This is a genomic window from Streptomyces sp. NPDC019443 (assembly GCF_044389785.1).
GTDB lineage: Bacteria > Actinomycetota > Actinomycetes > Streptomycetales > Streptomycetaceae > Streptomyces.
This window is the reverse complement of the sequence record NZ_JBIRYJ010000025.1, coordinates 19,613-32,326: the sequence shown is the minus strand read 5'-3', so window position 1 is coordinate 32,326 and position 12,714 is coordinate 19,613. Positions and strand designations below refer to the sequence as shown.

The following is a 12,714-nucleotide window of genomic DNA, read 5'->3' as shown; positions in this document are numbered from 1 at the left end:
GCACCCGGCTTGCTTACGGACGGCCATAGCGCTCCGTGGTGGTCCGCTGATGGGTTCCTGCTCGTATGACTTCTCTCAATACCGCATGACGGGAAGTGCCACATAGCAGAAAGCATCCAGACTCATGTCCGAGTAGGCAACCCCTCGCCGCCTCCTCCGTGGGGCATGAGAGAAGGCGTAACAGGCGGAGCTACCTCCGAGGCTCAAGTGACGAAAAAAATTCACCGAATGGGCCGTTCGGACGTAGGGAGTGCCTTCAGGAAGGGGCCTCCGGCCGAGACGCGAATTGGTCGCGCCGGTCGAGTACGAGCCGGCGCCGAAGGTCGTCGCGCTCGAGAGCCTGCCGCAGCAGGCGCCAGCTGATCGGCGGGAGGCTGGCGAGGCCGGGGGCGAGAGCGCGGGAGCAACGGAGATCCCGGACCGGCAGACATGCTTGTGGGCCCTGGCCATGGCGTTCGAATTCGCCATGTGAGGGCTGTGGGGACTCCGGGGTCCCGACGGGAGGCAGAGGCCTGGCGTGGGTGGGTGGCCCCTGCCTCCCACGGCATCGCAGGTCAGCCGTGCGTGACCTGGAGTTCCTTGATGCCGTTCAGCCAGGCCGAGCGCAGGCGCCGCGGGTCGCCCACCAGGCGCAGGTCGGGCAGGACGTCGGCTATCGCGTTGAAGATCAGGTCGATCTCCATCACGGCAAGGGACTTGCCGAGGCAGAAGTGCGGGCCTCCGCCACCGAAGCCGAGGTGGGGGTTCGGGTCGCGGGTGACGTTGAACTGCTCGGGTGCGTCGAAGACTTCGGGGTCGTTGTTGGCGGATGAGTAGAAGAGGCCGACCCGGTCGCCCTTCTTGATCTGCTGACCGCCCAGCTCCACGTCCTGGGTTGCCGTGCGCTGGAAGGAGACGACGGGCGTCGCCCAGCGCACGATCTCCTCCGCCGCGGTCTCCGGCCGGTCCCGCTTGTAGATCTCCCACTGCTCGGGGTGCGTGAGAAGCGCGTGCATGCCGTGGCTGATGGCGTTTCTCGTCGTCTCATTGCCCGCGACCGCCAGCAGGATCACGAAGAAGCCGAACTCGTCGTTGGAGAGGTTGCCTTCGTCCTCGGCGGCGACGAGCTGGCTGACGATGTCCTTGGCCGGACACTCCTTGCGGGCGGCGGCGAGGTTCATCGAGTACGAGACGATCTCCATCGCCGCCTCGGCGCCGATCTCTTCGGTGATGGCGTACTCCGGGTCGTCGTACGCCGCCATCTTGTTGGACCAGTCGAAGATCTTGGCGCGGTCCTCCTGCGGTACGCCGATGAGTTCGGCGATGGCCTGGAGGGGGAGTTCGACGGCGATGTTGGTGACGAAGTCGAAGCTGCCGTCGTCCTTCGCGCCGGCGAGCGCGGTCTCGACGATCGTGCGGGCGCGGGAGCGGAGTGCGTCCTCCAATGACCGGACTGCCCGCGGGGTGAAGCCGCGCTGCACGATCTGGCGGACGCGGGTGTGCTCGGGCGGGTCCATGTTGAGCATGATCAGCTTCTGGACCTCGATCTGGTCACGGCTGATGGACTCGTTGAAGCGAATGACGGCGGTGTTGGTGTTGGAGGAGAAGAGTTCGGGGTGTGTGGAGACGTGCTTGACGTCGGCGTGACGGGAAACGACCCAGTAGCCCTCGTCCTGGAAGCCGGAGATGCCGGCGGGCTGTGCGCACCACCAGACCGGGGCGGTCTGCCGCATCTGGGCGAACTCAGGGTGGGGGATGCGGGCTTGGAGCAGATCGGGATCGGTGAAGTCGAACCCTTTTGGCAGATGGGGGCAGGACATCGGCAACTCCAGGTCTGGCGGTGGTGTCGGTGACAGCGGCTTGTCTGACGACCCATCAGAAGTTGACCGAAAGGTAGTAACGAGTTCTACAAGTGGCAAGGGTCACGGCGGGATCTGTTGCGGGTAAGGGCTGCAGTAGGGGCGTGCAAGACCCTTGCGTACCGGGGGTAGCACTTATCAGACTGCATAGAGAACTAGAACGCGTACTAGTTCGGCCGCGGGGCGCCGGGACGCTCAGCGGCTGTGTGAGGAGAGGACGAGCTCATGGCCGCGGAACCCGTCATCGTCGAAGCCGTACGCACCCCCATCGGCAAGCGCGGAGGCGCGCTCGCCAATCTGCATCCCGCCTATCTGCTGGGCGAGACCTACCGTGAACTCCTCGGCCGCACCGGCATCCACGCCGACTGCGTCGAGCAGGTGGTCGGTGGCACGGTCACCCACGCCGGCGAACAGTCCATGAACCCCGCGCGGAACGCGTGGCTGGCGATGGGGCTGCCGTACGAGACGGCGGCGACGACGGTGGACTGTCAGTGCGGGTCGTCGCAGCAGGCGAGCCATATGGTCGCGAACATGATCTCGGCCGGGGTCATCGACATCGGGATCAGCTGCGGGGTCGAGGCGATGTCGCGGGTGCCGCTGGGGAGCGGGTCCAAGCACGGGCCGGGGAAGCCGTTCCCCGACGAGTGGAATGTGGACCTGCCGAACCAGTTCGAGGCGGCGGAGCGCATCGCGCGCAACCGCGGACTATCGCGGGAGCGGGTCGACTCGCTGGGGCTGTTGTCGCAGGAGCGGGCGGCGGTGGCGTGGGCGGAGGAGCGCTTCAAACGCGAGACGTTCGCGGTGCAGGTGCCGACGACGGAGGAGGAGCAGGCGGCGGGGCAGGGCATGTGGCGGCTCGTCGACCGGGACGAAGGACTGCGGGACACGAGCATGGAGGCGCTGGCGAAACTGAAGCCGGTCATGCCGACGGCGGTGCACACGGCCGGGAACTCGTCGCAGATCTCGGACGGTTCGGCGGCGATCATGTGGGCGTCGAAGCGGATGGCGCGGGCGCTGAAGCTGAAACCGCGGGCCCGTATCGTCGCGCAGGCGCTGGTCGGAGCGGACCCGCACTACCACCTGGACGGGCCGATCGACGCGACGCGCGCGGTGCTGGGCAAGGCGGGGATGTCGCTGAAGGACATCGACCTGGTCGAGATCAACGAGGCGTTCGCGTCGGTGGTGTTGAGCTGGGCGCAGGTCTTCGAGCAGGACCTGGAGAAGGTCAACGTCAATGGGGGCGCGATCGCGATCGGGCATCCGGTGGGGGCGACGGGGGCGCGGCTGATCACGACGGCGCTGCATGAACTGGAGCGCAGGGACAAGGAGTTTGCGCTGGTGACGATGTGTGCGGGCGGGGCGCTGTCGACGGGCACGATCATTCAGCGCCTGTAGGGGGACTGCCGTCCCCCTACGCCTCCTGCGTCCTCAATCGCCGGAGAATTTCAGCCTCGTGGGGGTCCCCCCGGACGAAGTCTGGGGGAGTTTGAGGCGCGGGGTCTGGGGCGGAGCCCCGAGGGGTCCCAGGGGCCGGATCAGTACCAGCCCTTGGCCTGCCAGGACGCCCACGCGCCGCACGGGCTGCCGTAGCGCGACTTCATGTAGTCCAGGCCCCACTCGATCTGCGTCGCGGGGTTGGTCTGCCAGTCCGCGCCGGCGGAGGCCATCTTGCCGCCCGGCAGCGCCTGGACGAGGCCGTACGCGCCGCTGGACGGGTTGGACGCGTTCACGTCCCAGCCGCTCTCGTGCGACACGATCTTGCTGAAGCACTGGAACTGAGCCTCGTCGCCAATCATCTTCTGGGCGATCGCCTTGGGGGACTCGGACGGCGAGGCGGGAGCCTCAGCGGCGGAGGCCGGGTTGGCGCCGAGCACCATTGCGGCGGAGCTCACCACGAGCGCGGAGCCGACAAGAGCGGTCTTCGGACGGTTGGCGATGCGGCGGATGATCGAGCGAGACACAAAGACACCTAACTTCGGGTACGGGGCGGTCGCGCGGGCATGCCGAATCTCGTTTGCACGAGGGGGAATCCGGCCGCCTGAAGGGCGCGTTGGGCTCGGGGACGAGCACGGGGCGCCTTGCGACTGGACCAGTTTTAGCGAGCTGCTCGCGCCGTCGCAACGCCCCTTGTTACTAGCCGAGCTCGCACTTGGGGTGAAACGCGCAGGGGCTTGACACGGGATATTCGTGCAGGTCAGAGCGTGGATGGGTAGGTTTGTCCGGGTTCCTGACGTCTACTAGTCCGCTTGGTACTGGCCAAAGGCGTGTGGGGCGGCTCACCCCGGAGGGACCCTCTGAGGGGTCTGAAATGTGACCTGCGCCTCGAAGTTGGCGCGTCGGGTGGCTCGGCGCAGTGCCTTGAGGAGGGTCGGGCCGATGGCGAGGGTCAGTACGACCGTGAGCACCGCGCGGCCCAGGTCCCAGCCGAACGAGGTCGCCGCGCAGTAGGTGAGGAAGCGGACCAGGTTCTCGTGGACGGGATCGCCGGGGTGGAAGGAGATGCCGGAGGAGAGGCCGCCGATGTACGTCCAGCCCTGGAGGTTCATCACGGTGCCGTAGGCGAACGCGGCGACGGCTCCGTACACGCCCAGCATCAGCAGCTCTGCGCGGCCGCGCAGCCGGTCCGGTCCCGGCAGGAGCCCCGCGCCCATCGTGAACCAGCCCATCGACAGCATCTGGAACGGCATCCACGGGCCCACACCGCCGGTGAGCAGGGCGGACGCGAACATCGTGACCGAGCCGAGTACGAAGCCGAAGCCCGGGCCGAGCACCCGGCCGCTCAGCACCATCAGGAAGAACATGGGCTCCAGGCCCGCGGTGCCCGCGCCGAGGGGGCGCAGGGCCGCCCCGACCGCGGCCAGCACGCCGAGCATCGCCACCGCCTTGGCGTCCATCCCGGTGTCGGCGATCGTCGCGACGACGACGGCCACGAGGAGCGGGAGCAGCGCGGCGAAGAGCCAGGGGGCGTCTGCGGAGTGTGCGAGCCCGGAGTCGGCGTCGGCGAGCAGCGGCCAGCCGAAGGCCATGACGCCGATCGCGCTGATCAGGGCGAGGGCGGTGATGGAGCGGGGGCCGAGGCGTACCGCGCGGGCCTGGGGCGTGGTCATAGCGCCTCCCGGACCTGGGCGACGGTCAGCCACTGCTGCGGGGCCAGGACCTTGGCGACCTGGGGCGCGAAGGCGGGGGAGGAGACGACGACCTCGGGGGTCGGGCCGTCCGCGAGGATCTCGCCGTCGGCGAGGATCACCACCCGGTGCGCGAGCTCGGCTGCCAGCTCCACGTCGTGGGTGGCCAGGACGATGGCGTGCCCTTCAGCGGCGAGGGCCCTGAGGATGCCGACGAGGCGGGCCTTCGCCGCGTAGTCCAGACCGCGGGTCGGCTCGTCGAGGAGGAGCAGCGGGGGGCGGCCGGTGAGCACGACGGCCAGCGCCAGGGCGAGGCGCTGCCCCTCGGAGAGGTCGCGGGGGTGGGTCGCGTCCGGCACGCCGGGCAGCAGCTCGCTGACCAGGGCCCGGCAGGAGCCGGGGGCGGCGTTCGCGTCGGCGTCGGCAGCCGCGCACTCGGCGGCCACCGTGTCCGCGTACAGCAGATCGCGCGGCTCCTGCGGGACGAGGCCGACCTGGCGGACGAGCTCGCGGGGGTGGGTGCGGTGGGGGGTGCGGCCGCCGACGAGGACGGTGCCGGAGGTGGGCTCGACCATGCCGACGAGGGCGGCGAGGAGGGTGGACTTTCCGGCGCCGTTGCGGCCCATGAGGGCGATGGTCTCGCCGGGGGCGACGGCGAGGTCGACGCGGCGGAGAGCCTCGATGCGCCCGCGGCGAACGCCGAGGGCGCGAACCTCGGCGAGCGGGCCGCCCGAGCCAGGGCTCCGCCCCGGACCCCGCGCCTCAATCGCCGGAGGGGCTGAATTGCGCCGCGCCGTTGCTGGGGCCCCGCCCCGGACCCAGCGCCTCAATCGCCGGCGGGGCTGGATTTTCCCGCCCGCCGGACGGGAAAATCCAGCCCGTCCGGCGATTGAGGACACGGCCGAAGGCCGTACGGGGGTCTGGGGCGGAGCCCCGGTAAGGGGAAGGGGCGGGGTGGGGGAAAGACCCGCCAGGCGCTCCCGCAACGCACCGGCCCGACGGCGCGCGTCCCGTACCGACAACGGCAGCGGGTCCCACCCCGCCACCCGGCCCAGCGCCACCACCGGCGGATGCACCGGCGAGACCGCCATGACCTCCGCCGGCGCCCCGATCACCGGGGGCTCCCCGGGCGCGGGCAGCAGGATGACCTGGTCCGCGTACTGCACGACCCGCTCCAGGCGGTGCTCGGCCATCAGGACTGTCGTACCGAGGTCGTGGACCAGACGCTGCAGCACCGCCAGCACCTCCTCCGCCGCCGCCGGGTCCAGCGCCGACGTCGGCTCGTCGAGGACGAGCACCTTCGGGTGCGGCGTGAGCACCGAGCCGATCGCGACGCGCTGCTGCTGACCGCCGGAGAGCGTGGCGATCGGGCGGTCGCGCAGCTCGGCCAGGCCGAGCAGGTCGAGGGTCTCCTCGACGCGGCGGCGCATCACCTCGGGGGCCAGACCCAGCGACTCCATGCCGTACGCCAGCTCGTCCTCGACCGTGTCGGTGACGAAGTGGGCGAGCGGGTCCTGGCCCACCGTGCCGACGAGGTCGGCGAGTTCGCGGGGCTTGTGGGTGCGGGTGTCGCGGCCGTCGACGGTGACGCGGCCGCGGAGAGTGCCGCCGGTGAAGTGCGGGACGAGCCCGGAGACGGCACCGAGCAGCGTCGACTTGCCGACACCGGACGGGCCGACGAGGAGCACCAACTCGCCCTCGGGGACGGTCAGATCGACGCCACGGACGGCGGGCGCGTCGGCGTCGCCGTCGCTGTCGCCGTACGTCACCGATACGTCTTCGAAGCGGATCACGGGGTCTCCTTCGAGGGGAGCGGTGCCACGAAGGCGGGGAGCAGGCCGATCAGTACGCTCGCGGCGGGCCACAGCGGCAGCGTCGGCGCGGTCAGCGGTACGACGCCGGGGTGCAGCGCCTCCGGGGCGTATGTACCCGCCCTGATCAGCAGCGCGGCGACGGCCGCGCCGGACCCCGCGACCAGCCAGGAGCGCGGGCCGAAGCGGTCGGGGCGGTAGCGGGTGCGTACGGAGCGGCGCCCGCCGAGACGCAGGCCCGCGAGCGCGGCGAGCAGCCCGGCGACGAGGAGCGGCAGACCGTACGACGCGCCCGCGGCGGCCAGCAGTCCGTACGAACCAAGGCAGACGCCGAGGAGCCCGCCGAGGGTGAGGACGGTCGTCGTCCGGCGTACGGCGGGCGGGACCTGGGCGGTACGCCCGTATCCGCGCGCGTCCATCGAGGCGGCGAGCGCGACGGAGCGCTCCAACGCGCCCTCCAGGACGGGCAGTCCGATCTGGGCGATCGCCTTGATGCCGCCGGTGGGGCGGCCGCGCAGACGCCGGACGGTGCGCAGGCGTACGACGTCGGCGACCATGTTCGGCGCGAACGTCATGGCGACGACGACGGCGACGCCGACTTCGTACAGGGCACCCGGCAGCGACCTGAGCAGCCGAGCCGGATTCGCGAGCGCATTCGCGGCGCCCACGCAGATCAGCAGGGTCGCCAGCTTGGCACCGTCGTACAGAGCGAAGAACAACTGCTCGGCCGTGACCCGGCCACCGACGCGGACGCCCTTCGCCCAGTCGGGCAGCGGTACTTCGGGCAGCGTGAACAGGGTGTGCGTGCCCGGGATCGGGGAGCCGAGGAAGACCGAGAAGAGCAGCCGGATGACGAGTACGGCGAGGCCGAGCTTGACGAAGGCGCCGTAGGAGCGGGCCCAGGGGGCGTCGGTGCGGCGGGCGGCGACGACGTATCCGGCGACGCCGACGAGGAGGCCGAGGAGGAGGGGGTTGGTGGTCCGGGATGCGGCGGTGGCAAGCCCGAGGGCCCACAGCCACCAGGCCCCGGCGTGAACGGCGTTGCTCCGATTCGCCTCGGGCACCCGGAGCCGGAGCCGGAGCCGGAGCCGGAGTCTGCGGGGGTGGCGGACGCGGGTCGCCTCCGGCGCGGGGGTACGGGGCGCGGTCCTGTCGGGGTTCGCCCGCGAAGCCACCCACTGGAGAGCAACCATCAACGCCCCCTGGCCCACGCTCACCGCGGACCGGGGTACCTGCGGCGCGGGGGTATGGGGCGCGGTCCTGTCGGGGTTCGCCCGCGAAGCCACCCACTGGAGAGCAACCGTCAACGCCCCCTGGCCAACGCTCACCGCGGACCGGGGTACCTGCGGCGGCGGGACTGCCACACAGCCGCCGCGCCCAGCGCGAGGACCGCCGCGAGGCCGGCGACCATGCCGATCGATGGGCCGCTGTCGTCGGCGCCGTCTGCCTTGGGTGCGGCCGAGGCCTTCGGCTCCGTCGCCGCGACCTGCTCGCCGCAGCCCGTCTTCGGGTAGCCCGAAATCGCGCAGAGCAGCGCCTGGCTGTCGTACCGCAGCGGCTTCGCCACCTCCGCCAGCGCCTCCGCGGTCGTCGCGTCCGGCCGCACCTGCGCGCACGCCACCCGTGACGCCGGGGGCGTCTCGCCCGACGGGGCGTCCGCCTGCGTGCCGGAGTCGATGACGAGCGCGATCCGCTTCGCGCCCGGCTTCGGCCGCGTACCGCCGCAGATCGCCTCGAAGTCCGCAGCCGTACGCGGCTGCGCCGAATCCCCGCTGTCCTCGCTCACCGAGAAGCGGAAGCCGCTCACCGAGCCGTCCGCGGGCTTCGCAGTCGCCGGGCCCTGGGTCGCGTACGTCCATGCGCCGCCACTGCTCTGCCAGAACGACCAGTAGCGGTAGCCGGCCGCCTGCGCCGGACCCGCGCCCAGCACCGTCAGTGCGGTGCCCAGCGCGAGGACCAGGGCGAGCAGTCGCGTACGCATCAGTGCTGCTGGTTCTTGCGGCGGCCGCTGAACAGGATGCCCGCGCCGATGCTGGCGACGAAGAAGGCGCCGACGATCCACCACACCCCGACGTCTGAGCCGGAGTCGGACTTCTCGGATGTCTCAGACTTCTCAGGCTTCTCGGAAGCCGCGGACTTCTCCGGTGCCGGACCCGTCGCGTTCAAGGCCGCCACCAGGTCCGTACCGCCGAAGCTCTTCGGGTCCGCGCCGGCCGCGTGCGCCGCCAGGATCAGCTGCGCGTACGCCGCCGGGCCCGACTCCTTCGCCCAGGCCGCGGAGTTCTGCTGCAGCCACGCGAGCGGCTTCTTCGCCTGGTCGCCCAGGCCCTGCGCGGTCAGTGCGACGACCGCGTCCGCAGTGTTGCCGAAGTCCGGCTTCTCGGCCGGGTCCGTCGCTCCCGGCATCGGCGGCGTGTTGAGATGGCCGGTCTTGGCCAGCGCGGTCGCGAGATACGCCGCGCCGTTGTGTGCCGCGCCCTCGACGGTCGTCGACTTCTCGCAGACCGTGCCCTTCGCGTCCTTCGCGCCCGCGGTCACGACAAAGCCCTTGCCGTGCGCGCCGAGCACCGCGGCCGCGGTGGAGTCGGCGACGATCCCCGGTTGCTTCGGCTGGAAGAGGAACGCGCCGCCGTCCTTCCCGCCGCACGGCTGCGCGAACGTCAGCAGCGCGTCGTACGGCGTCTTGCCGCCCTTCGACTTCAGTGCGTCCGGCTTCTCGCCCGCCGCCGCGAGCGCGCCGATCACTATGGAGGTGGAGTTGGCGTCGCTGGCCCCGCCCGGGTTGTAGCCCCAGCCGCCGTCGGCGTTCTGGACGGACTTCAGCCAGCCGGCCGTCTTCTTCACGGTGGCGTCCTGCCCGCCGAGCGCGGCCAGCGCCTGCACGGCGGCCGCGCTCGCGTTGGAGTCCAGCGGCAGCTTCGCGTCGCACGGCTTGGTCGCGTCGGCGCGGTACGAGGGGAAGGCCCCGCTGTCGCACTGCTGCCCGGTCAGCCAGTCCACGGCCTTCGCGGCGGGCTTGACGCCCACCGTGTCCTGAGCGAGCAGCGCGAGCGACTGCCGCCAGACGCCGTCGTAGGTCGGATCGCCCGTGCCGTACAGGCCGGACGGCAGCACGGTGGAGGGAGTCGGGGTCGGCGCTGCGATCGCGACCGGTGCGGCGGCCGAGGCGATGGCCATGCCGAGTACGGCGGAGGCGGCGAGCACTGCGGCGCTGCGGCGAACGGTGGTCATGGCGGGCTGGGCCTCTCCTGCGGGAGCCGGGCACGGGCACGCTGAGGCACCAGGGCTCGGCTCCGTATGCCTCGACGGTGCCTGCCACCGGCCGTTCCGGTGGCAACGAGCCGGTCACGACCGCGTACGGGGCATTCCGACTCACCGCCCGCGACGGCGGCTCACGGCTGCGGGTCAGTGCCGGATTTGCACCGGCTTCCCCCCGTACGGGCATGATGACGACTCGCCCACTGTATCTACCGGCCGGTCGCCGGCCGGGAGTGGGGGCGGACACCCGAGCGCGGATGGGGCGGCAACCCGGGTCGCCTCAGGGGGGTGGCGGGCGCACGATGGTGGGAGGAGGGCTCCGGCACCAGGGCGGGACGACGCGCCTCCTCATCCGTGCCGAAGCCCATGACCGACGACACGGCTGGAGGTGGCGGGCGATGACCACGTTTATGGACGTCCACCACGGCATGGAGGGCATCACGGCTGAGCAGCTCTCGGCTGCACACCGGGCGGACCTGGAGATCGAGGCGGAGGAAGGAGTGCACTTCGAGCGGGCGTGGGCCGACCCCGACGCGGGAGTCGTGTACTGCCTGTCCGAGGCGCCCTCCGCGGAAGCGGTGAAGCGCATACACGAGCGAACCGGTCACCCGGCCAGCGAAATCCACCCCGTGCCGCTGTCTGTCTAGTTACAACCGAGGCCGGTCCCGCGGCCCCCCGGCGGCCGTCCGTACGGCGCTCCGCGGGACCGTTGGGATCGCCTGCTCTCCGATACGCCTACGCCGCCACGTATTTCGTCGGGACGCTGCCCGACAGCGCCTCCGCGCGTCCCAGCTTCACCAGCCGCCGCAGATGCGCCTCCGCCTCCGAGACCGCGATGTTCCGTGACCCGTACGGAATCTGCTCCCAGGGCCGGTTCCACTCCATCCGCTCGGCGACCTGCCAGGGCGTGAGCGGCTCGGCCAGCAGGGCGAGCAGGCCGGTGAGGCGCTCCTCGTGGTGGGCGAGCAATTCCCGTACCCGGCAGGCCGCGTCGGGAAAGGCGTACTGGTGCGCCGGGAGTACCTCGGCGGGGTCGAGGCGGCCCACCCGCTCCAGCGAGTCGAGGTAGTCGCCGAGGGGGTCGGTGACGGTGGTGTCGTCCGGGTCCTCGTACAGGCCGATGTGCGGGGTGATCTCGGGCAGGAGATGGTCGCCGGAGAAGAGCCGGCCATGGCCCGGCCGGTTCGCCGGGTGGGTCTCCTCCAGGTGGAGGCAGACGTGGCCGGGGGTGTGGCCCGGGGTCCAGATGGCGCGCAGACGCCGGCCCGCCAGGTCGAGGAGCTCGCCGGGGACGATCTCCCGGTCGGGCAGGGCCGCGCGCAGCCCCGGCAGTGTACGCATCCGGCCCGAGGCGCGGGCCGCCCGCAGCGGCTCGATGTGCGCGTCGGGGGCGCCCGCCCTGGTGAGCTTGTCCGCCAAGTAGTCGAGCCAGAGGCCGGGTTCGGCCTCGCGGGTGCGGCGTACCACCGCGCTGTCGGCGGCATGCATCGCGATCCACGCGCCGGACGCGTCGCGGACCTGCCCGGACAGGCCGTGGTGGTCGGGGTGGTGGTGGGTGATGACGACGCCGTGGATCTCGGCGACGGAGACGCCGAGCGAGCCGAGACCGGCGGTGAGGGCGTCCCAGGACGTCGGGTCGTCCCAGCCGGTGTCGATGAGGACGGGGCCGCCGTCGGTGTCGAGCAGATGGACCAGGGTGTGACCGAGTGGGTTGTCCGGGATGGGCACCTCGATGGACCAGACGCCCCCGCCGTGGTCGGTCACCTGCGTCATGAGGCTCTCATCTCTCTTCGGCGTCACGGCCATTGCTCACTATAACTAGAACTGGTTCCAATGGTCGCCCAAGTCGACTGTTGTTCCCGGGAGTTGGCTGACCTGCGGCGATGCCTCGGCCGGCTGTCATGGCTGTCGGTGTTGGTCAACCTCGCGCGGCCCGGGGGCGGCCCAGTCGGTAGGCGCTGCGGCCGCGAAACCGCTGATGCGGACACCCCTGGCCGAATCTAGACTGGCGGAGGTGTGGAAAGTCCTGAATGAGGGAGATGTGCGCCATGGCTAAGCGAGGGAACAAGCGACGCGGCCGCAAGAAGAAGAAGGCCAATCACGGCAAGCGCCCCAACGCCTGAGCCGGCCGAGCGCACGGCCGCCGGTTGGAAGGTATCGACGCACGTCAGTTCACATCGACGTTGTCGAAGAGCTCAAGCATCCTCGTGAGTACCCGCACGCAAGCCGTCACCTCGGCGTCGGTCAGGTCCCCGTCCACCTCACGCAGCAAAGCATGCTCGCGGGCAATCACGGCGGTGATGGCCGCCCTGCCCCGGTCGGTCAGCCGGATCAGCGAAGACCGCTGGTGAGCGGGGTTCGGGATGATCTCGACCAGCTGCCCTGCCGCGGCGTCATTGACCATGCGCTGCACGAACTGCCGGCTCAGCGCCTGTGCGCGGCCCATCTGCGGGACGGTCATGGGCCCGTTTTCGCGGAGCAGGTCCAGGACGGCGCGCACGCCGACGGACAGTCCCTCGATCGGCGCGGCCAGTTCCACCTTGCGCTGCACGCGCCGGTACAGCGGACCCACGAGGTCGAACACCTCCGTGAGCCGGTGGGCGAGGTCATCGGGTGCGAGGGGCGGGTCGGTGTCGGTCACCCCGCCAGGATGACACCTTGGTTGCCAATCCCCAAAGAAGA

12 protein-coding genes and 1 riboswitch are annotated in these 12,714 nt (G+C 71.1%); of the genes, 3 read left to right on the top strand and 9 right to left on the bottom strand.

What is annotated here, in order from left to right; all coding sequences use genetic code 11:
- Window positions 1-554 precede the first annotated feature (554 nt).
- Window positions 555-1,799: a cytochrome P450 gene (locus tag ACH492_RS37650; RefSeq protein ID WP_398993577.1), complete on the bottom strand. Its 1,245-nt coding sequence runs from the start codon at window positions 1,797-1,799 to the stop codon at window positions 555-557.
- A gap of 264 nt (window positions 1,800-2,063) precedes the next feature.
- Here ACH492_RS37650 and ACH492_RS37645 point away from each other — a divergent pair, with 264 nt between their 5' ends.
- Window positions 2,064-3,233: a steroid 3-ketoacyl-CoA thiolase gene (locus ACH492_RS37645; protein ID WP_398993575.1), complete on the top strand. Its 1,170-nt coding sequence runs from the start codon at window positions 2,064-2,066 to the stop codon at window positions 3,231-3,233.
- 140 nt (window positions 3,234-3,373) lie between these two features.
- Here the strand turns inward: ACH492_RS37645 and ACH492_RS37640 are convergent, their stop codons facing one another.
- From ACH492_RS37640 to ACH492_RS37615, 6 genes are all read right to left on the bottom strand, one after another.
- Window positions 3,374-3,799: a transglycosylase SLT domain-containing protein gene (locus ACH492_RS37640; protein WP_398993573.1), complete on the bottom strand. Its 426-nt coding sequence runs from the start codon at window positions 3,797-3,799 to the stop codon at window positions 3,374-3,376.
- 315 nt (window positions 3,800-4,114) lie between these two features.
- Entirely contained in the window at window positions 4,115-4,945 is an 831-nt protein-coding gene (locus ACH492_RS37635; RefSeq protein WP_398993571.1) for an ECF transporter S component, read from the bottom strand.
- Window positions 4,942-6,756, bottom strand: coding sequence for an ABC transporter ATP-binding protein (locus tag ACH492_RS37630; protein ID WP_398993569.1), 1,815 nt, complete (start codon window positions 6,754-6,756; stop codon window positions 4,942-4,944). Before ACH492_RS37630 ends, ACH492_RS37635 begins: the two co-directional genes overlap by 4 nt.
- The gene (locus tag ACH492_RS37625; protein ID WP_398993567.1) at window positions 6,753-7,967 is read right to left on the bottom strand and encodes an energy-coupling factor transporter transmembrane protein EcfT; all 1,215 of its coding nucleotides are present in this window, start codon (window positions 7,965-7,967) and stop codon (window positions 6,753-6,755) included. The genes ACH492_RS37630 and ACH492_RS37625 overlap by 4 nt, the downstream gene beginning before the upstream one ends.
- 131 nt (window positions 7,968-8,098) lie before the next feature.
- Complete coding sequence (locus ACH492_RS37620) at window positions 8,099-8,755, bottom strand: SCO2322 family protein (RefSeq protein ID WP_398993565.1); 657 nt, start codon at window positions 8,753-8,755, stop codon at window positions 8,099-8,101.
- Entirely contained in the window at window positions 8,755-10,005 is a 1,251-nt protein-coding gene (locus ACH492_RS37615) for a prenyltransferase/squalene oxidase repeat-containing protein (RefSeq protein ID WP_398993564.1), read from the bottom strand. Before ACH492_RS37615 ends, ACH492_RS37620 begins: the two co-directional genes overlap by 1 nt.
- A 129-nt stretch (window positions 10,006-10,134) precedes the next feature.
- Window positions 10,135-10,207: riboswitch (cobalamin riboswitch) on the bottom strand.
- A gap of 223 nt (window positions 10,208-10,430) precedes the next feature.
- Between ACH492_RS37615 and ACH492_RS37610 the strand changes: the two genes are divergently transcribed.
- Complete coding sequence (locus ACH492_RS37610; RefSeq protein WP_307663767.1) at window positions 10,431-10,679, top strand: SCO4226 family nickel-binding protein; 249 nt, start codon at window positions 10,431-10,433, stop codon at window positions 10,677-10,679.
- Between the two features lie 88 nt (window positions 10,680-10,767).
- Here the strand turns inward: ACH492_RS37610 and ACH492_RS37605 are convergent, their stop codons facing one another.
- Window positions 10,768-11,805: an MBL fold metallo-hydrolase gene (locus ACH492_RS37605; protein WP_398993561.1), complete on the bottom strand. Its 1,038-nt coding sequence runs from the start codon at window positions 11,803-11,805 to the stop codon at window positions 10,768-10,770.
- 275 nt (window positions 11,806-12,080) lie between these two features.
- On the opposite strand from ACH492_RS37605, the gene ACH492_RS37600 reads away from it, so the two are divergent.
- Complete coding sequence (locus ACH492_RS37600) at window positions 12,081-12,155, top strand: 50S ribosomal protein bL37 (RefSeq protein ID WP_099504217.1); 75 nt, start codon at window positions 12,081-12,083, stop codon at window positions 12,153-12,155.
- 44 nt (window positions 12,156-12,199) lie between these two features.
- Here ACH492_RS37600 and ACH492_RS37595 read toward each other — a convergent pair whose 3' ends face one another.
- Window positions 12,200-12,673 carry a MarR family winged helix-turn-helix transcriptional regulator gene (locus ACH492_RS37595; protein WP_398993559.1) on the bottom strand — a complete coding sequence of 158 codons (474 nt, stop codon included), beginning with the start codon at window positions 12,671-12,673 and terminating at the stop codon, window positions 12,200-12,202.
- Window positions 12,674-12,714 lie beyond the last annotated feature (41 nt).

Coding starts and splice junctions, on each gene's coding strand:
- ACH492_RS37650 (WP_398993577.1), bottom strand. CDS start 1,799: ATGTCCTGCCCCCATCTGCCAAAAGGGTTCGACTTCACCGATCCCGAT.
- ACH492_RS37645 (WP_398993575.1), top strand. CDS start 2,064: ATGGCCGCGGAACCCGTCATCGTCGAAGCCGTACGCACCCCCATCGGC.
- ACH492_RS37635 (WP_398993571.1), bottom strand. CDS start 4,945: ATGACCACGCCCCAGGCCCGCGCGGTACGCCTCGGCCCCCGCTCCATC.
- ACH492_RS37625 (WP_398993567.1), bottom strand. CDS start 7,967: ATGGTTGCTCTCCAGTGGGTGGCTTCGCGGGCGAACCCCGACAGGACC.
- ACH492_RS37620 (WP_398993565.1), bottom strand. CDS start 8,755: ATGCGTACGCGACTGCTCGCCCTGGTCCTCGCGCTGGGCACCGCACTG.
- ACH492_RS37615 (WP_398993564.1), bottom strand. CDS start 10,005: ATGACCACCGTTCGCCGCAGCGCCGCAGTGCTCGCCGCCTCCGCCGTA.
- ACH492_RS37610 (WP_307663767.1), top strand. CDS start 10,431: ATGACCACGTTTATGGACGTCCACCACGGCATGGAGGGCATCACGGCT.
- ACH492_RS37605 (WP_398993561.1), bottom strand. CDS start 11,805: ATGACGCAGGTGACCGACCACGGCGGGGGCGTCTGGTCCATCGAGGTG.